Origin of the sequence: Qipengyuania flava, from assembly GCF_019448255.1 — a bacterium.
Taxonomy (GTDB): Bacteria; Pseudomonadota; Alphaproteobacteria; order Sphingomonadales; family Sphingomonadaceae; genus Qipengyuania; species Qipengyuania flava_A.
In genome coordinates this window covers 2,462,597-2,480,985 of the sequence record NZ_CP080410.1, presented here as the reverse complement: position 1 = coordinate 2,480,985, position 18,389 = coordinate 2,462,597, and the positions used below count along the sequence as shown (strand labels likewise).

Sequence of the window (18,389 nt, the reverse complement as noted above, 5' to 3'; positions counted from 1 at the left end):
TACGCTTTGCGATTAAGGCGTTGGCCGAGCATATAGGCAGGAGGTCGCCCGCGGCCAAGGACCTGCCGGTAGACGGAGATTTGCTGTTCCCATGAACAGGTCGAAAATTCTGGGCCTTGCCGCCCTTGGTGCGGCTGCCATCGCTGTGAGCGCCTGCTCGTCGATCCGCGAACCGCGCGGCTACATCGTCGACGTGACCCTGCTCCAGTCGGTCCAGCCCGGCATCGACAACGAGCAGAGCGTGATCGGCACGCTTGGCCGTCCGACCTTCGAAAGCCAGTACGGTCAGAAGACCTTCTACTATGTCTCGAGCACGACCGGGCGCCGTCCCTTCGTGCGTCCCCGCATTCGCGAGCATTCGGTGCTGGCAGTGAAGTTCGACCAGGGCGGCAATGTAGTCTCGGCCGATTTCTCGGGCATGGACAAGGTCGTCTACCTCAGCCCCGATGGCGATGCGACGCCGACGCTGGGCAAGGAACGCACCTTCCTGGAAGACCTGTTCGGCAACATCGGTGCGGTTGGCGCGCCGGGTGTCGGCGGTGCGGGCGGCCCGGGCTGATACAGTCCTTGGCCAAGGGGCGCTTGACCCCTCGGCTGCACCCCCCATATCGCTCCCCATGGACGATAAAGACAACCGCCACGGGCTGACCCAGTGGCACTCCACCACCATCATCGGCGTCAAGCGCGGCGGTACCACCGTGATTGCCGGGGACGGACAGGTCTCCATGGGCAACACGGTGATGAAGCCCAACGCGAAGAAGGTTCGCCGCATCGGTGATGGCGGCAAGGTCGTGGCCGGTTTTGCCGGCGCCACCGCCGATGCCTTCACCCTGTTCGAACGGCTCGAGCGCAAGCTCGAACAGCACAACGGCCAGCTGCTGCGAGCCGCGGTCGAGCTGACCAAGGACTGGCGCATGGACAAGTACCTGCGCAATCTCGAAGCGCTGATGATCGTCGCCGATACGGAGAACCTGCTGGTCCTCACCGGCAATGGCGACGTGCTTGAACCGGAAGGCGGGATCGCCGCGATCGGATCGGGCGGCAATTACGCGCTCTCGGCTGCCAAGGCGCTGGTCGACTACGAAAACGACGCCGAAACCATCGCGCGCAAGGCCATGGCGGTTGCCGCCGACGTCTGCGTGTTCACCAATGGCAATGTGACCGTAGAGACGGTCTGAGGACTGCATGGACAATCTGACCCCGAAGGCGATCGTCGCCGCTCTGGACGAGCACATCATCGGCCAGAAGGACGCCAAGCGCGCGGTCGCCGTGGCGCTGCGCAACCGCTGGCGCCGCCAGCGGCTCGGCCCCGAGCTGCGCGACGAGGTGACGCCCAAGAATATCCTGATGATCGGCCCCACCGGCTGCGGCAAGACCGAGATCAGCCGCCGCCTGGCAAAGCTTGCCGAAGCGCCTTTCATCAAGATCGAGGCCACCAAGTTCACCGAGGTCGGCTATGTCGGCCGCGACGTCGAACAGATCGCCCGCGACCTTGCCGAAGAGGCGATCCGCCTCGAGAAGGAACGCCGCCGCGAAGCTGTGCGCGAAGCCGCCAGCGAAGCGGCGATGGAGCGCCTGCTCACCGCGCTGGTGGGTGACAACGCGAGCGAAGCGACGCGCGAAGCCTTCCGCCAGCGCATCGTCGACAATTCGATGAACGACACCGAGGTCGAGGTGGAAGTCCGCGAGACCCCCAGCTCGCCGATGGACGTGCCCGGCATGCCCGGCGGCGTCGGCATGATCGACCTCTCCGACATGCTCGGCAAGGCGATGGGCAAGAGCCCGATGAAACGCCGCAAGCTCAAGGTCCCCGACGCGTGGGATCGGCTGGTCGACGAAGAAGCCGAAAAGCGCATGGACCAAGACGACGTCAACCGCGTCGCGCTGGAGAATGCCGAGACCAACGGCATCGTGTTCCTCGACGAGATCGACAAGATCGCCGTCAGCGATGTCCGTGGCGGCAGTGTCAGCCGCGAAGGCGTGCAGCGCGACCTGCTACCGCTGATCGAAGGCACGACCGTCGCGACGAAGTACGGCCCGATGAAGACCGATCACGTGCTCTTCATCGCCTCGGGCGCGTTCCACGTATCGAAGCCCTCGGACATGCTGCCTGAACTCCAGGGCCGCCTGCCGATCCGCGTCGAGCTGCGCGCGCTGACCGAAGAAGACTTCGTGCGCATCCTGAAGGAAACGCGCGCCAATCTTGTCGAGCAGTACACCGCCTTGATCGGCACCGAGGACGTCACGCTCGACTTTACCGATGACGCGATCGCCGAAGTGGCGAAGCTTGCGGCGCGGGTGAACGAGACGGTCGAGAACATCGGCGCCCGCCGCCTGCAGACGGTGATGGAGCGCCTGCTGGAAGAAATCAGCTTCGAGGCCGAGGAGCACACGGGCGAAACGATCACGATCGACGCCGCCTATGTGCGCGACCGGCTCGAGACGCTGGCGGGCGACACCGACCTCAGCAAGTACATCCTCTAATGGGCGGGCCGGTGCGCGATGGCAGGGCGATGATCGCCGCCATGGAGCCCCGGCTCGACCCGCAGACCTGGCGCTTCGTGCTGGTGAGCCCGGACAAGGCGCCGCAATTGCTGGGCGCGGCCATCGGGACCTTTCGCGAAGGCGAAGGCGTTACCGCGATCGTGCCGTCCAACCTTGCCGAGGAACTGGGGATCGAGGGGCCGGACTTTGCTCGCATCACGCTGATGGTCCACTCCGACCTGGAAGGTGTTGGTCTCACCGCGGCCGTCGCAGGCGCGCTCGCCGAAGCGGGCATCGCCTGCAACATGGTCGCGGCCTTTCACCACGATCATGCCTTCGTTCCCGCCGCGCGGGGCGAGGAAACGATGGCCTTGCTCAGGGGACTGAGTGCATCCGCCGCCTAGGCGAAGTTCACGAACCGAGGATTTCCTCCAGCCGCTGCTGGATCTCGATCAGCAACTCCTCGCGCTCCTCATAGCCGAGCAGGACATGCCCGTTGCGGCCCATGTTGTCGAAGAGCTCGTTCAGGAATTGCCGGTTCGACCGCATCCGCTCGACATTGCATTGCGGGACCCAGCGCGTGTCCTCGTACTTCATGAAACCCCAGTCGATGTCCGTATCGGTCCCCCGGGGGACGAGCGCGATCCGGATGGTCTCCGGGTGGCGGCTGTAGAGGCGGAAGAGTTCATTCGTGCGCTCTTCGTGATTGGCGCGCTGCCGGTCGCGAAAGAGGATATACCTGCGCAGCAAGACCTTGATCTCTTCGTCCTTCAGGCGGTCGAAACGCCCGGTCGACAAGAGTTCTTCCAGGATCGGCAGCTGGTCGGACTCGCGCCGGTACACATGCGATCCGGCCACCGCGCTGCATTCGGGTGGGGTTAGCGATCTCGCTTCGGTCGATGTGAAGATGACGTTCTTGGCACTCGCGAACAGGTCTACGCGCGTCTGCAGGACCTCGCGCTCTTCTCGAACCGCTTCGAGGAGTGTGGCTGTTTCATCCTGAAGCCGTGCGAGGATCACGGCTTCGTCCTTGCGCTCCTGGCGCTCCTCGTTCCAGTTCGCGGCCTGCAAGCCCAGGAATACGCCGACCACGACGATGACGAATTCGGCCGCGAGCGCGAACCAGTTCTGTTCGCGCAAGTGCCGGGCGATCCTGCCGAGGAACAAGGATGTTCTTCGCTCTGCCATGGGCCGGAGTATGGAACACCGGCCACAAGGCGCAAAGGCAATTTTCCCCTAGGGGTGAGGCGCCAGGCCGATTTCCACGCCGGTCTTGTCGGTCAGTGCGAACTTGTCGACCAGGTCCGCGCTGGCCGCGTTCAGGCCGCGAACCTGCACGCTGCGCCCGTTGCGGCGCATGCGCTCCACCACCTTGTCGAGCGCGCCGACGGCCGAGATGTCCCAGAAATGCGCTCCGCGCACGTCGATGATGACGTGGTCGGCCGGGTCGGGCTGGGTGCTCTCGGGCCCGAGCGCGGCTTCGAAGCGCTCGACGCTGGCGTAGAAGATCTGGCCCTTGGCGCGGTAGACGGCGGTATCCCCTTCGCGGGTGCGGGTCACTTCGAACATGGTCATCACCTTGTGGGTGAAGAAGACGCCGGAGAGGATCACGCCTGCGAGCACGCCGAGCGCGAGGTTGTGCGTTGCCACAACCACGACCACGGTCGTCACCATGACCACGCTCGACTGCCAGGGGTGGCTCGCCATGTTGGGAATCGAGTTCCAGCTAAACGTACCGATCGAAACCATGATCATGATTGCCACCAGCGCCGGCATCGGCACCTGGCCGACGAGGTCGCCCAGCAGCGCGAGCAGGATCAAGAGCGAGAGACCGGCGGTGAAGGTCGACAGGCGCCCGCGGCCGCCGCTGGTCACGTTGATGACCGACTGGCCGATCATGGCGCAGCCGCCCATGCCGCCGAACATCGCGGCGACGACATTGGCCACGCCCTGGCCGGCGCTTTCGCGGCGCTTGTTCGAGCCGGTGTGCGTCATGTCGTCGACGATCTGCGCGGTGAGCAGGCTTTCGAGCAGGCCGACCGCCGCCATGGTCGCCGAATAGGGCGCGATGATGGCCAGCGTTTCCCAAGTGAGGGGAACATCGGGCAGCGCGAAATAAGGCAGGCCTTCGGGCAGCTCGCCCATGTCGGAGACGGTGTTTACCGGTGCGTCGAGCCAGATGGTCAGCGCGGTCAGCACGATGATCGCGATCAGCGGGCTGGGCACGGCGGTGGTGAACTTGGGGATGATGTAGATCATCGCCAGCGCAGCGGCGACCATCGCGTAGGTCATCCAGCTGATACCCTCGGCGGTCGGATCGAGCTGTGGCAGCTGGGCCATGAAGATCAGGATGGCCAGCGCATTGACGAAGCCCGTGATCACCGAACGCGAGACGAACTGCATCAGCAGGTCGAGCCGCAGCAGCGCCGCCAGCCCTTGGAAGATGCCCATCAGGATCGTCGCGGCGAAGAGGTATTCGACCCCGTGATCGCGCACCAGCGGCACCACGACCACCGCCACGGCAGCGGTCGCGGCCGAGATCATGCCCGGGCGCCCGCCGGTAAAGGCGATGACCATGGCGATTGCCACCGAGGCGTAGAGGCCCACGCGCGGATCGACGCCGGCGATGATCGAGAAGCCGATGGCCTCGGGGATCAGGGCAAGGGCGACAACAAGGCCGGCAAGCAGGTCTGCGCGGATGTTGGAGAACCAGTCGCGTTTGATCGCGCCAAGGTTGGGCATGCGGAAATTCCGTTCGTTTATTTCTGAAAAGGGCGCGCGGCGGCGCCAAAGTGGGCGCTACATGGGCTATGTTGCACTGCAGCACAACCCTAGGGACCGGGAATTCCTATTCGCCGGTCGCGCTTTCGGCCTGCTGGCGCGCCCACATCTCGGCATAAAGCCCGCGCTTGGCGAGCAGTTTGGCGTGCGATCCGCTTTCCGCCAGCCGCCCCCGCTCGAGCACGAGGATACGGTCGGCATCGGCAATGGTCGACAGGCGGTGGGCGATAGCGAGCGTGGTGCGATGCTCCGACACGCGGCGCAGGGTCGCAAGGATTTCCTGCTCGGTCCGGCTGTCGAGCGCGCTGGTGGCTTCGTCGAGCAGCAGGATCGGCGGATCCTTCACCAGCGTGCGCGCGATTGCCACGCGCTGCTTCTCGCCGCCCGACAGCTTGAGGCCGCGTTCGCCCACTTCGGTATCGAACCCTTCGGGCAGTGCTTCGATGAAGGGCAGGATCGCCGCCGCGCGCGCGGCTTCGACCACTTGCTCCTGGGTAGCGCCGTCGCGGCCATAGGCGATGTTGTAGCCGATCGTGTCGTTGAACAGCACGCTGTCCTGCGGGACGATGCCGATTTGCGCGCGCAGGCTGGCCTGTGTCACCTGCGTTATGTCCTGGCCATCGATCAGGATGCGACCACTCTGCGGATCGTAGAAGCGGAACAGCAACCGCCCAATGGTGCTCTTGCCTGCACCCGAGGGGCCGACGATGGCGACATGGCTTCCCGCTGGGACCTCGAAACTGAGGCCGTGGAGGATGGTGCGGTCCTCTTCATAGCCGAACACGACATTGTCGAAGGCGACGGTCGGCTGGCGCACGGCAAGGGCGGGCGCGCCCGGCGCGTCCTGCACTTCGGCTTGGGTATCGATCAGGCGGAACATCTCCGCCATGTCGATCAGGCCCTGGCGCACGGTGCGATAGACCATCCCCAGCATGTCGAGCGGGCGGAAGAGCTGGATGAGATAGGTGTTCACGAGCACCAGGTCGCCGGTGGTCAGCACACCCTTGCTCCACTGCCAGACGGTAAAGCCCATCGCGGCGCCCATGAGCAGGTTCATGATGACCGCCTGGCTGATGTTGAGCAGGCCGAGCGAGTTTTCCGACCGGACGGCGGCTTCTGCAAAGGCGCGGGCGCTTTCGGCGTAGCGTTCGCGCTCGCGCGCTTCGGCGCCGAAGTATTTGACCGTCTCGTAATTCAGCAGGCTGTCGACCGAGCGGGCAAGCGCGGTGCCGTCGAGCTCGTTCATCTGGCGGCGCAATTCGTTGCGCCATTCGGTGATGCGACGGGTGACGTATATATAGGCGCTCACCGCCAGCGCGGTTGCCGCGACCAGCTCCCAGCCGAAATTGAGGTAGAAGATCACACCCACTGCGGTCAGCTCGAGCGCGGTCGGGGCGATGTTGAACAGCAGGAAGTAGAGCATGATGTCGATGCTCTTGGTGCCGCGGTCGATCGTCTTGGTCACCTCGCCCGTGCGGCGCGACAGGTGGAAGCGCAGCGAGAGCTGGTGGAGGCGCGAGAAGGTGTCTTCGGCCAGCTGCCGCGTGGCATCCTGGCCGACCCGTTCGAAGGTGATGTTGCGCAGATTGTCGAAGGCGACCGCGGCAAAACGCCCGGCGGCGTAGGCGATGACGAAGGCGAGCGCGACCATGGCGGCCTCGTTCGCGGGCGTGGTCATCGCATCGACCGCGCTCTTGTAGGCAAAGGGCAGGGCGAGGGTGGTCGCCTTGGCCGCCAGCACGAACAGCATGGCACCCACGATGCGGCGCTTGAGCTGCGGGTTTCCTTCCGGCCAGAGGTAGGGAAGGAAGCGCCGGACCGTAGCCCAGCCTTCGGGATCGTCGCTCTGGGCGGTTCGTGCGGTATCGGGCGGCATCGCGGCGCTACTTGGGGTGGCCCGACCGCGCTGGCAAGGCCGGGGGCGAGCTAGGGCGTGCCGAGCCAGCCCCCCCTAAACATCGCGCGCGCGCGCGAGGGATCGCGCCGTCCGGGAATGTCGAACAGGACCTGCCGCCGGGCGAAATCGATCGCCACGCGGTCGAACACCCGCATATTGCCGATACCCAGGATCAGCGCTGGTCGGTTGGTAAGGTCGAGAGCGTCGAAGGTCGGGCTTTCGGTAAAGCCGATGGGCACATTGCCCATGGTCATGCCCCCGATCTCGAGCTCGCGAGCGTAGGAAAGATCGCTGCGCACCAGCGTGCCGTGCACATCGGTGCTGGTCATCTCGCCCACCTCGCGCGCGCGCAGCTTGCGGAACAGCGCCAGGTTGCCGATGCTGTTCTGCGCGCCGGTGTCGATCACCACGGCTGTCCGCACGCCGTTTATGTTCGCATCGGTGATGACCATCTGGCCGAGCTTGCGCCGGGCGCGCACGACGATCTCGTATCCCGAATTGCCGCCAAGCGCATCGGCGTCGGCGACCAGCATGCGCTCTTCGCGAAAGTCGATCAGCACGCGCAGGTCCTGCAGGCTGTCGAGACCGAGGATCCCGTCTGCCCCGATGTTGTTTGCGCGCAGCAGCGGCGCGATCAGGCCGGTGATCGACTGGTCGGCAAAGCTGAGCTCGTCCACTTCGACGAGGTCCACGAGCTCCTGGCTGCCCATTGCAACCAGCATCGCTTGGCCCCGTCGCTGCAGGTTCAGCTCCTCGACGATCCGGTGCGTGACAACGGTTGCCTGTGCGCCTGTATCTATCAGGAAGCGGTAGGGCTTCGATCCGTCGATGGTGACGGGAACCGTCATCCGTTCGTACCGGTCACGGGCGAGCGCGGCTTCCTCGCTCGTCATGGCAGGCTCGGCTATCTCGGATGGGGTCGCCGAAGCAGGCGATGCCGTCAGGGCCAGCATGCCGGCGAGCAGCTTGGTACGGATCATGGCTCTCTCCCGGTTGGCGCGCCCGTTTGTTGAAAGCGTGGGGCCCGGGTCCCGCCAATCTTCCGCCATGATACCACTCGCTCCGCGCGAGACCAAATCGCGGCGCGTTCAGGCCTGGGCTGGAGTAGGGGCCGCCTCGCGCGGATTGCGCAGCATGGCGATGCTGTCCTTCACGACGTTAGGCCACAGCAGATAGAGAGACAGGGCATAGGTCACGGCCCCTGCGGAAACGAGGGCTGCAAGCGTGATGGCCGGATGGAGGCCATCGGGCAGCATGGCGCGGACGCCCAGCACAGCACCTGCCATGATCGCGCAGCCGACGATGGCCGGGATGACGGCGCCGAGGAATCGCAGGGCCGGATACTGCATCCTGGGCAGGGTCAGTATGAGTGTGAAGGCGAGCAACAGCGGCGCGGCAAACCACCACGCCCGCACCAGGCCTGACGGGCCATAGGAGACGCCAATGAAGAAAGCGCTCGCAAACACGATCGCGCCGGCGATGCTGGTTGCGAGATAGATATGCTCTTTGCCGACAGCGGTCATGGTCGGGTAGCAGATGATCTGCACCGCCATCAGGGGCATCACCAGCGCGAGGCCCGCGACATAGGGTGCCATCGACGTCCACTTCTCGCCGAACACCACGAAGATCGCTTCGGGCGCAGTGAGCGACAGCCCTATATACATAGGGGCGACCACCAGGAGGACGCTGCGCACTGTGCGCTCGAAATAGGGCACCAGGCTGTGACCGTTCTTGTGCAGTTCTGCGTAAGCGGGGAAAGCCACGTCGTTGAGCGGCGGGATAAAGCGTCCGGTAACGATCAGCGTCAGGAACAACGCTTCGGAATAAAGGCCGAGGTCATAGGTGCTGAACAACCGGCCTGCGATGAAGATGTCGCTCTGGCTCTGGATGATCCAGAAGAACTGGCAGGCGGTCATCACCCCGCCAAAGCCGATCATGCGCCGCGCCCCCTTGAGGTTGAACACCGGCATCACCCACAGCCGCGCAGCGACGCTCACTATAATGCCCTGCACGGTGAAGGCGGCGATAGGGGCAAAGATCAGCGCCCAGACGCCGTAGCCAAGCAGGGCCATGGTAAGGGCCGTTGTTGCGCCCACGACCGCGCCGGCCATGCTGGCGATTCCCTGCGGACGGAATTCCAGCCTTCGCGATAGCAAGGTGTAGGAAAGCGCGGTGAAGGGGATGGTCAGGAAGATCAGCGACTGCACCCGCAGCAGGTCGGCAACCGCTGGCTGTCCGTAATAGTCCGCCGCAACCGGCGCGAGCAGGAACTGGATCGCTGCAAGGCTGACATTGGTCATAAGCAGAAGGGCAAAGGCCTGACCGATCTCGCGCCGCCCCACCTTCTCGGCCTGGACCAGAGAGCTGGCGAAGCTCCACCCGTTGAGGAAACTGAGCGCGGTCACGAAAACCTGGCTCAGGGCGAACAAGCCGTAGTCCGACGGATCGAGCAGGCGCACGACCCATATGGTCGATCCCCAGGTTATGAACTGGGCGACGAGCTGGCTCCCCCACCTCCACGCGAGCGCGCGTCGCACGCGGGCGCCAAATCCTTCGGGGGGGTCCTGCTCGCTCGCGCCGCTTATTCTCATAGGAAGGAGTGCTAACTGCGATTCGAACCGATTGCGAGCCGTCAGATTCGCGATTCACAGGGGGGAGAATCCGATTCCCGGCGGAATCGATTCCGATTCAGCGGTGAATCAGGCGTCAAACGGGGTGTGAATCGGGCGGGATTCCCCCGTCCTCCTACGCTTGCGGTTGAACCCTACCGCAGGCCACCTATATCCAATCCACGGGCAGCGGGAGCAAACCCTAGGATTTCTGCGGGTTTGCAAAAATTTCGCAATAATTTTGCAAAAAGGCGTTGACCGAATCCAGGTCGCCGCCTAGATGGCCCTCACCGACGCGGCGCTGGCGGCTTCCACCGCCCACTGCTTCGGTCGCCAACATAGAGAGACAGCCGGTCCCCCCGGTGTAAATCGGGGGAACGAAAGCTGTCCCCTCTAACATTGTTGAGCGGCTCTTTGACATTGTTAGTTTTTGATGAAGGGACATGTGGGCGACGGCGCCCGGTCCGGGGGCCTCAAGGCTCCGGATACCGGTTAAACCTAAGCCGATTGCCACATCCTTCCAGGCTCCACAGTCTGGTCGAGATGATGCATGTCCATTCGTATCCATTACGTTTGACAGTGCAGGTATCGGCTCCTTGATACTCTGGCTAGTCGGGCTGGCGGGTTTTCCCGTGCTTGATTGGTTAGTTTCACAAACTTGAGAGTTTGATCCTGGCTCAGAACGAACGCTGGCGGCATGCCTAACACATGCAAGTCGAACGCCCTCTTCGGAGGGAGTGGCGCACGGGTGCGTAACGCGTGGGAACCTGCCCTTAGGTTCGGAATAACTCAGAGAAATTTGAGCTAATACCGGATAATGTCTTCGGACCAAAGATTTATCGCCTTTGGATGGGCCCGCGTAGGATTAGATTGTTGGTGGGGTAATGGCCTACCAAGTCGACGATCCTTAGCTGGTCTGAGAGGATGATCAGCCACACTGGGACTGAGACACGGCCCAGACTCCTACGGGAGGCAGCAGTGGGGAATATTGGACAATGGGCGAAAGCCTGATCCAGCAATGCCGCGTGAGTGATGAAGGCCTTAGGGTTGTAAAGCTCTTTTACCAGGGATGATAATGACAGTACCTGGAGAATAAGCTCCGGCTAACTCCGTGCCAGCAGCCGCGGTAATACGGAGGGAGCTAGCGTTGTTCGGAATTACTGGGCGTAAAGCGCACGTAGGCGGCTTTTCAAGTCAGGGGTGAAATCCCGGGGCTCAACCCCGGAACTGCCCTTGAAACTGGATGGCTAGAATACTGGAGAGGTGAGTGGAATTCCGAGTGTAGAGGTGAAATTCGTAGATATTCGGAAGAACACCAGTGGCGAAGGCGACTCACTGGACAGTTATTGACGCTGAGGTGCGAAAGCGTGGGGAGCAAACAGGATTAGATACCCTGGTAGTCCACGCCGTAAACGATGATAACTAGCTGTCCGGGCTCATGGAGCTTGGGTGGCGCAGCTAACGCATTAAGTTATCCGCCTGGGGAGTACGGTCGCAAGATTAAAACTCAAAGGAATTGACGGGGGCCTGCACAAGCGGTGGAGCATGTGGTTTAATTCGAAGCAACGCGCAGAACCTTACCAGCCTTTGACATCCTAGGACGGTTTCTGGAGACAGACTCCTTCCCTTCGGGGACCTAGTGACAGGTGCTGCATGGCTGTCGTCAGCTCGTGTCGTGAGATGTTGGGTTAAGTCCCGCAACGAGCGCAACCCTCGTCCTTAGTTGCCATCATTTAGTTGGGCACTTTAAGGAAACTGCCGGTGATAAGCCGGAGGAAGGTGGGGATGACGTCAAGTCCTCATGGCCCTTACAGGCTGGGCTACACACGTGCTACAATGGCATCTACAGTGAGCAGCGATCCCGCGAGGGTTAGCTAATCTCCAAAAGATGTCTCAGTTCGGATTGTTCTCTGCAACTCGAGAGCATGAAGGCGGAATCGCTAGTAATCGCGGATCAGCATGCCGCGGTGAATACGTTCCCAGGCCTTGTACACACCGCCCGTCACACCATGGGAGTTGGATTCACCCGAAGGTGGTGCGCTAACCTGCTTGCAGGAGGCAGCCAACCACGGTGGGTTCAGCGACTGGGGTGAAGTCGTAACAAGGTAGCCGTAGGGGAACCTGCGGCTGGATCACCTCCTTTCTAAGGATTGTCTCGAAAGCGCCTGGCCTTGAGCCGGGAAGAGCTTCGCGACTTCCAAAGAACATTGCCGTCGTCCTCATGTCCTTTCATCACTGGAGATTGCCTCAAGGCCTTGTGTCTTGCGGCATGACGCCTGAGCCGGCTCACGCCCCTCGCGGCTTAATTGCCGACGATGGCTGTGTAGGTCCGTAGCTCAGTTGGTTAGAGCGCACCCCTGATAAGGGTGAGGTCGGTGGTTCAAATCCACTCGGACCTACCACGATTTTGGAATGGTGCGGGGCCTTAGCTCAGCTGGGAGAGCACCTGCTTTGCAAGCAGGGGGTCATCGGTTCGATCCCGATAGGCTCCACCAGCCAAACTCCAGAGATGAAACGAAACGCTATCCGGCTTCGGTCGGTAGTAAGCGGATCTGCCGCTTGCGATCTTTGACATTGTGAATGGGTTTTTAAATCGATGCCGTGGCGCATGGATTTGCAACGGTCGGCTTCATGCCGATCTGAGCGATCGATGCGACACACAAGATCAATCAAATTGATTATCTGGCTGAGATATTCCTCCGCGCTATCTTTAAGCGGCTGACTTTTATGCAGGTCTGTCGTTGATGGTGTGGATTCTCAAGCGTGAGGTAAGAGCATTTGGTGGATGCCTTGGCATGTGCAGGCGATGAAGGACGTGGCACGCTGCGATAAGCGTCGGGGAGTTGTGAGCAAACTTTGATCCGGCGATTTCCGAATGGGGAAACCCACCCTCACCATTTCCTTTCGATCGAGCTTCGGCTCGGCCGGAAAGAGGTGGATAGGGTATCACCAGACTGAATATATAGGTTTGGTGAAGCGAACCCGGGGAACTGAAACATCTCAGTACCCGGAGGAAAAGACATCAACAGAGATTCCCGTAGTAGTGGCGAGCGAACCGGGACCAGGCCAGTGCCTTCATTTCAACTAGCAAAACACTTTGGAAAGAGTGGCCATAGTGGGTGACAGCCCCGTATGCGAAAGTGATGATGAAGGACTCGAGTAGGGCGGGACACGTGAAATCCTGTCTGAACATGGGGGGACCACCCTCCAAGCCTAAATACTCGCACATGACCGATAGCGAACACAGTACCGTGAGGGAAAGGTGAAAAGCACCCCGATTAGGGGAGTGAAACAGTACCTGAAACCGGATGCTTACAAGCAGTTGGAGCCCCATAGGGGGTGACAGCGTACCTCTTGCATAATGGGTCAGTGACTTAATTTATCGAGCAAGCTTAAGCCGTTAGGTGTAGGCGCAGCGAAAGCGAGTCTGAATAGGGCGACTGAGTTCGATGAATTAGACCCGAACCCCGGCGATCTAGGCATGGCCAGGTTGAAGGTGCGGTAACACGCACTGGAGGACCGAACCGGTGAATGTTGAAAAATTCTCGGATGAGCTGTGTTTAGGGGTGAAAGGCCAATCAAGCCGGGAAATAGCTGGTTCTCCGCGAAATCTATTGAGGTAGAGCGTCGGATGTATGCCGATGGGGGTAGAGCACTGGATGGGCTAGGGCTGCGCGAGCGGTACCAAACCTAACCAAACTCCGAATACCATCGAGTCTTATCCGGCAGACAGACGGCGGGTGCTAAGGTCCGTCGTCAAAAGGGAAACAGCCCTAACCTACAGCTAAGGTCCCCAAGTCATATCTAAGTGGGAAAGCATGTGGGAATCCCAAAACAACCAGGAGGTTGGCTTAGAAGCAGCCATCCTTTAAAGAAAGCGTAACAGCTCACTGGTCTAAATAAGGGTTCCTGCGGCGAAGATGTAACGGGGCTAAAGATATGCACCGAAGCTTAGGGTTGCAGTTTACTGCAGCGGTAGCGGAGCGTTCCGTAAGCGAGTGAAGGCGAAGGGTAACCGACGCTGGACGTATCGGAAGTGCGAATGCTGACATGAGTAGCGACAAAGAGGGTGAGATGCCCTCTCGCCGAAAGACCAAGGGTTCCTGCGCAACGCTAATCGGCGCAGGGTTAGCCGGCCCCTAAGACGAGCCCGAAGGGGGTAGTCGATGGGAACCACGTAAATATTCGTGGGCCTGGAGATGTGTGACGGATCGTGGAAGTTGTTCACCCTTATTGGATTGGGTGGGCAGCCAAGCGGTTCCAGGAAATAGCCTCTCCGTATAGACCGTACCCGAAACCGACACAGGTGGTCAGGTAGAGTATACCAAGGCGCTTGAGAGAAGTATCCTGAAGGAACTCGGCAAATTGCCTCCGTACCTTCGGAAGAAGGAGGCCCCATATCGACGCAAGTCTTTGTGGGGGGCACAGGCCAGGGGGTAGCGACTGTTTAGCAAAAACACAGCACTCTGCTAAGTCGGCTTCAAGACGACGTATAGGGTGTGACGCCTGCCCGGTGCTCGAAGGTTAAGAGGAGGAGTGCAAGCTCCGAATTGAAGCCCGAGTAAACGGCGGCCGTAACTATAACGGTCCTAAGGTAGCGAAATTCCTTGTCGGGTAAGTTCCGACCTGCACGAATGGCGTAACGACTTCCCCACTGTCTCCAGGATATGCTCAGCGAAATTGAATTCTCCGTGAAGATGCGGAGTACCCGCGGTTAGACGGAAAGACCCCGTGCACCTTTACTGCAGCTTCAGAGTGGCATTAGGAAATTACTGTGTAGCATAGGTGGGAGGCTTTGAAGCATCGGCGCCAGCTGATGTGGAGCCATAGGTGAAATACCACCCTGTGATTTTCTGATGTCTAACCACGCACCGTTAGCCGGTGTTGGGACCCTCTGTGGCGGGTAGTTTGACTGGGGCGGTCGCCTCCTAAAGAGTAACGGAGGCGCGCGATGGTAGGCTCAGGACGGTTGGAAACCGTCTGCAAGAGTGCAATGGCATAAGCCTGCCTGACTGCGAGACTGACGAGTCGAGCAGAGACGAAAGTCGGTCATAGTGATCCGGTGGTCCCTCGTGGAAGGGCCATCGCTCAACGGATAAAAGGTACGCCGGGGATAACAGGCTGATGATTCCCAAGAGCTCATATCGACGGAATCGTTTGGCACCTCGATGTCGGCTCATCACATCCTGGGGCTGGAGCAGGTCCCAAGGGTTTGGCTGTTCGCCAATTAAAGTGGTACGTGAGCTGGGTTCAGAACGTCGCGAGACAGTTTGGTCCCTATCTGCCGTGGGCGTCGATTGTTGAAAGGAGTTGCCCCTAGTACGAGAGGACCGGGGTGAACGTGCCTCTGGTGTACCTGTCATCCTGCCAAGGGTGCCGCAGGGTAGCTATGCACGGACGGGATAACCGCTGAAAGCATCTAAGCGGGAAGCCTCCCTTGAGATAAGCAATCTTCGAACCGTCATAGACCATGACGTTGATAGGCCGGGTGTGGAAGCGCAGTAATGTGTGGAGCTAACCGGTCCTAATAGTTCTTTTCGCGCTTGTAGGATCCCACCATCAACGACAGCCCTGCGCTGTCTGCGATCGGAGGAAATCTCCAAAGCCGGATAAGCCCAGAAAGCTCAACAGCATCGATTTAAACCCGTCCGCCTGCTTTATTGCTTGGTGGCTATAGCGTCTGTGACCCACCCGATCCCATCTCGAACTCGGCCGTGAAACCGGACAGCGCCGATGGTACTAGTGCTCAAGCACTGGAAGAGTAGGTCGTCGCCAGGCATTACAGCAGACGGGCGCGGGATAAACCCATTCACGATTTCAAAAAGCCGCTGCCGGTGTTCACCGCGCGGCGGTTTTTTCGTCTCTGGCGCAAGCGCAAGAGAGGCGACACATACGGTGCCGCGGGGTGGAGCAGTCCGGTAGCTCGTCAGGCTCATAACCTGAAGGTCGTTGGTTCAAATCCAACCCCCGCAACCATCGTCACCGCACAAAAAAGCCGCCCTTCGGGGCGGCTTTTTGCGTTTGGGGCTCGCGTGGCTAGGCGTCAGGGCCTGGCGTAGGCGCGGATGAAGACTTCCACGGCGCCCTCGATGCGCTCGCGGTTGCGCTTAGGGTCGTCGTCCGCTCCGAAGCGTCGGTCGAGATCACCCATTCCCTTGCACATGCTGGCAAACTGCTCGGCGGCGAGCTCGGGATCTTTTACCTCGATCTCGCCGGCTTCGTGCATGGCGGCAATCAGCTGGGCGAAGGCTTGTTTCATGCGGTTTGGGCCGGCAGCCAGGAAAGCTGCACCGACGGCCGGTTCGTGTTCGGTTTCGGCGGCAATTCGGCGTTCGAATTGGACCATTTTTGGCCGCGACAGGAAGGCGACCATTGCTTCTCCGATCGCCGTCATACGTTCGCGCAAGGTCCCTTCCGGTATGTCGGGCACTTTGAGGTTGCCGCGCATCTTTTCGCATTCGCGTTCCACCGTAGCGGTAAACAGGCCGCGCTTGTCGCCGAAGCGGTTGTAGACCGTGACTTTCGAAACGCCGGCATCGGCGGCGATCTGCTCGATCGAACTGGCAGCGAACCCGTGCGCGAAGAAGCTGTCGGACGCGGCGCTCAGAATCGCCTCCCGCTTGGCTTCGTCGGCCGGCCTCCCGGTTCGTTTCGATTCGAGACTTGACAAAGTGTACGCCTCCGTACAGTTGAACGCCGTCGTTCACTAATGAACGAGTCGGGAAGCGAAGGCAAGACAGCGTGCTTTGGATCGCCATCAGGATGCTCACCGGAGACGCCCAGAAATTTTACGGGCTGGTCTTCGGCATTGCCTTCTCCACGCTGCTCATCACGCAGCAGCTGACCATCTTCGTGAACCTCATCGAGCGCGGCGCCAGCGGGACTTACAACGTTTCGAGCGCCGACGTCTGGGTGATGGATCCCGTCAGCCGCACGACCGATGTGGCCTACGCCATGCCTTCCACCGCGCTCGACAAGGTGCGCGGCGTGCCGGGCGTTGAATGGGCCGTGCCTCATCTCAGGGCCAGCGCATCGGTGCGGACCAAGGACGGGGACCTCGAAGGTGTGTCGGTGATCGGAGTCGACGATGCGACGCTTATCGGACTGCCGAAACGCATGGTCGAAGGCAGTCCTGACGTCCTTTCGCAGCCGGATACGGTCATTATCGACGATGTTGGCATGACCCGCATGTTTCCCGGGCAATCGCCGATCGGTGAGCGCCTTGAGCTCAACGACCAGCGCGCGGTCATTCGCGGGATTGCCGATGCCATTCCAAGCTTCACCAGCCAGGTCACGCTCTACACGAAATACAGCAATGCGCTGAATTTCGTCCCCGGCACACGCAACCGCCTGTCCTTCGTTCTGGTGGGAGCGGAAGACCCGGCGGAAGCCAAGGCGCTTTCCGAGCGGATCGAGCGGGAAACAGGCCTTAAGGCCCAGACGCGCGACGAGTTCGCACGCGATGGAGTCCAGTTCATCATCGAGAACACCGGCATCCCCTTGAACTTCGGGATCACCGTCATGCTCGGCTTCATCGTGGGGGTCGCCATCGTGGGCCTCACGTTCAGCCTCTTCATTCGCGACAACATCAAGCAATTCGGCGCGCTGAAGGCGATCGGCGTGACCAATGCCAAGATCCGCAAGATGGTGGCGGTGCAGGCCGGCCTCGTTGGGCTGATCGGCTACGGCCTCGGCGTGCTCGGCACGGTCTTCTTCATCTGGGGCTTTTCCGGCAATCCGACCTTCAAGGGGTTTTACATTCCCTGGCAGATCCCGCTCATCAGCCTGGTTGCCGTTTTCGTCATCCTCGCCCTGACGGGCTGGCTGGCCCTGCGCAATGTGCTCAAGACTGAGCCGGCTTCGGTGTTCCGCTGATGGCTACAAAACTCGACACCACGGCCATCGGTGGCTGCAACCCGGAAGCGGCGATCTGCACGCGCGGCGTCACGCGCGACTTCAAAGCAGGGCAGCAGACGATCACCGTCCTGCACGGCATCGATCTGGATATTCGCGCGGGTGAGCTCACCTTCCTCGTTGGCGAAAGCGGCTCGGGCAAGACGACGCTGATCTCAATCATGTGCGGCATTCTCTGGCCCACCCAGGGCGAGGTGAAGGTCTTTGGCACCGACATTTACGATTTAGGCGATACAGAGCTGGTCGAGTTCCGCCTGAACAATATCGGTTTCATCTTCCAGCAGTACAATCTGATCCCCTCGATCGACGCGGCCAACAACGCCGCCGTGCCGCTGGTGGCGCAGGGGATGGATCGTCTGGAAGCGCGCGAACGCGCGGTTGCGATGCTCGAGAAGCTCAACATCGGCGATCAGGCGGACAAGCTGCCCAACCAGCTTTCGGGCGGTCAGCAGCAACGCGTGGCCATTGCCCGCGCGCTGGTCCACGAACCGCGCCTGGTGGTGTGCGACGAACCGACCGCGGCGCTTGATGCCTCCTCCGGCCGGCGGGTCATGGACCTGCTGCGCGAAGTGGCGGTGGCCGAGGACCGCGCCTGCATCATCGTTACCCACGACAACCGCGTGTTCGATCTCGCCGACCGCATCCTCGTGCTTGAGGACGGCAAGATCAAACACGATGGCACCGACATGCCCGAAGGACACTGA

Annotated in this window: 12 protein-coding genes, 3 tRNA genes and 3 rRNA genes; 12 read left to right on the top strand and 6 right to left on the bottom strand. The window is 61.1% G+C overall.

What is annotated here, in order from left to right; genetic code table 11:
- Nucleotides 1-91: 91 nt before the first annotated feature.
- Genes KUV82_RS12340 through KUV82_RS12325 form a run of 4 tightly spaced genes read left to right on the top strand, consistent with a single transcriptional unit; the run spans nucleotide 92 to nucleotide 2,888 of the window.
- The gene (locus KUV82_RS12340) at nucleotides 92-559 is read left to right on the top strand and encodes an outer membrane protein assembly factor BamE (RefSeq protein ID WP_219954551.1); all 468 of its coding nucleotides are present in this window, start codon (nucleotides 92-94) and stop codon (nucleotides 557-559) included.
- Between the two features lie 58 nt (nucleotides 560-617).
- A complete protein-coding gene (gene hslV / locus KUV82_RS12335; protein WP_309148078.1) occupies nucleotides 618-1,178 on the top strand; it encodes an ATP-dependent protease subunit HslV in 561 nt (186 codons plus the stop codon).
- A gap of 7 nt (nucleotides 1,179-1,185) precedes the next feature.
- Nucleotides 1,186-2,484 carry an ATP-dependent protease ATPase subunit HslU gene (gene hslU / locus KUV82_RS12330; RefSeq protein WP_219954550.1) on the top strand — a complete coding sequence of 433 codons (1,299 nt, stop codon included), beginning with the start codon at nucleotides 1,186-1,188 and terminating at the stop codon, nucleotides 2,482-2,484.
- An 11-nt stretch (nucleotides 2,485-2,495) separates the two neighbouring features.
- The gene (locus tag KUV82_RS12325; RefSeq protein ID WP_258319751.1) at nucleotides 2,496-2,888 is read left to right on the top strand and encodes an ACT domain-containing protein; all 393 of its coding nucleotides are present in this window, start codon (nucleotides 2,496-2,498) and stop codon (nucleotides 2,886-2,888) included.
- Between the two features lie 7 nt (nucleotides 2,889-2,895).
- Here KUV82_RS12325 and KUV82_RS12320 read toward each other — a convergent pair whose 3' ends face one another.
- The 5 genes from KUV82_RS12320 to KUV82_RS12300 form a co-directional block, all read right to left on the bottom strand.
- Entirely contained in the window at nucleotides 2,896-3,651 is a 756-nt protein-coding gene (locus KUV82_RS12320; protein WP_219954548.1) for a hypothetical protein, read from the bottom strand.
- A 69-nt stretch (nucleotides 3,652-3,720) separates the two neighbouring features.
- Nucleotides 3,721-5,226, bottom strand: a complete 1,506-nt coding sequence (locus KUV82_RS12315; RefSeq protein WP_219954547.1) for a SulP family inorganic anion transporter — start codon at nucleotides 5,224-5,226, stop codon at nucleotides 3,721-3,723.
- 106 nt (nucleotides 5,227-5,332) lie between these two features.
- Nucleotides 5,333-7,141, bottom strand: a complete 1,809-nt coding sequence (locus tag KUV82_RS12310; protein WP_219954546.1) for an ABCB family ABC transporter ATP-binding protein/permease — start codon at nucleotides 7,139-7,141, stop codon at nucleotides 5,333-5,335.
- A gap of 50 nt (nucleotides 7,142-7,191) precedes the next feature.
- Entirely contained in the window at nucleotides 7,192-8,142 is a 951-nt protein-coding gene (locus KUV82_RS12305; protein WP_219954545.1) for a retroviral-like aspartic protease family protein, read from the bottom strand.
- 108 nt (nucleotides 8,143-8,250) lie between these two features.
- Nucleotides 8,251-9,699 carry a lipopolysaccharide biosynthesis protein gene (locus tag KUV82_RS12300; RefSeq protein ID WP_258319750.1) on the bottom strand — a complete coding sequence of 483 codons (1,449 nt, stop codon included), beginning with the start codon at nucleotides 9,697-9,699 and terminating at the stop codon, nucleotides 8,251-8,253.
- A 726-nt stretch (nucleotides 9,700-10,425) separates the two neighbouring features.
- Between KUV82_RS12300 and KUV82_RS12295 the strand changes: the two genes are divergently transcribed.
- From KUV82_RS12295 to KUV82_RS12270, 6 genes are all read left to right on the top strand, one after another.
- Nucleotides 10,426-11,914, top strand: a 16S ribosomal RNA gene (locus KUV82_RS12295).
- A gap of 182 nt (nucleotides 11,915-12,096) precedes the next feature.
- A tRNA-Ile gene (locus KUV82_RS12290) sits at nucleotides 12,097-12,173 on the top strand.
- Nucleotides 12,174-12,190: 17 nt separating this feature from the next.
- Nucleotides 12,191-12,266: transfer RNA gene (locus tag KUV82_RS12285), tRNA-Ala, on the top strand.
- Nucleotides 12,267-12,529: 263 nt separating this feature from the next.
- Nucleotides 12,530-15,319 (top strand): 23S ribosomal RNA (locus KUV82_RS12280).
- Nucleotides 15,320-15,434: 115 nt separating this feature from the next.
- Nucleotides 15,435-15,549 (top strand): 5S ribosomal RNA (gene rrf, locus KUV82_RS12275).
- Together the 16S, 23S and 5S rRNA genes with 3 tRNA genes alongside form the textbook arrangement of a ribosomal RNA operon.
- A gap of 121 nt (nucleotides 15,550-15,670) precedes the next feature.
- A tRNA-Met gene (locus KUV82_RS12270) sits at nucleotides 15,671-15,747 on the top strand.
- Nucleotides 15,748-15,814: 67 nt separating this feature from the next.
- On the opposite strand, the gene KUV82_RS12265 is transcribed toward KUV82_RS12270, so the two are convergent.
- On the bottom strand, nucleotides 15,815-16,441 hold the full coding sequence (locus KUV82_RS12265; protein ID WP_219954543.1) for a TetR/AcrR family transcriptional regulator: 627 nt from the start codon (nucleotides 16,439-16,441) through the stop codon (nucleotides 15,815-15,817).
- Nucleotides 16,442-16,512: 71 nt separating this feature from the next.
- Here KUV82_RS12265 and KUV82_RS12260 point away from each other — a divergent pair, with 71 nt between their 5' ends.
- Nucleotides 16,513-17,646 (top strand): ABC transporter permease, encoded by a 1,134-nt coding sequence (locus tag KUV82_RS12260; protein ID WP_219954542.1) that lies wholly within the window; start codon nucleotides 16,513-16,515, stop codon nucleotides 17,644-17,646.
- On the top strand, nucleotides 17,646-18,389 hold the full coding sequence (locus KUV82_RS12255; RefSeq protein ID WP_219954541.1) for an ABC transporter ATP-binding protein: 744 nt from the start codon (nucleotides 17,646-17,648) through the stop codon (nucleotides 18,387-18,389). Before KUV82_RS12260 ends, KUV82_RS12255 begins: the two co-directional genes overlap by 1 nt.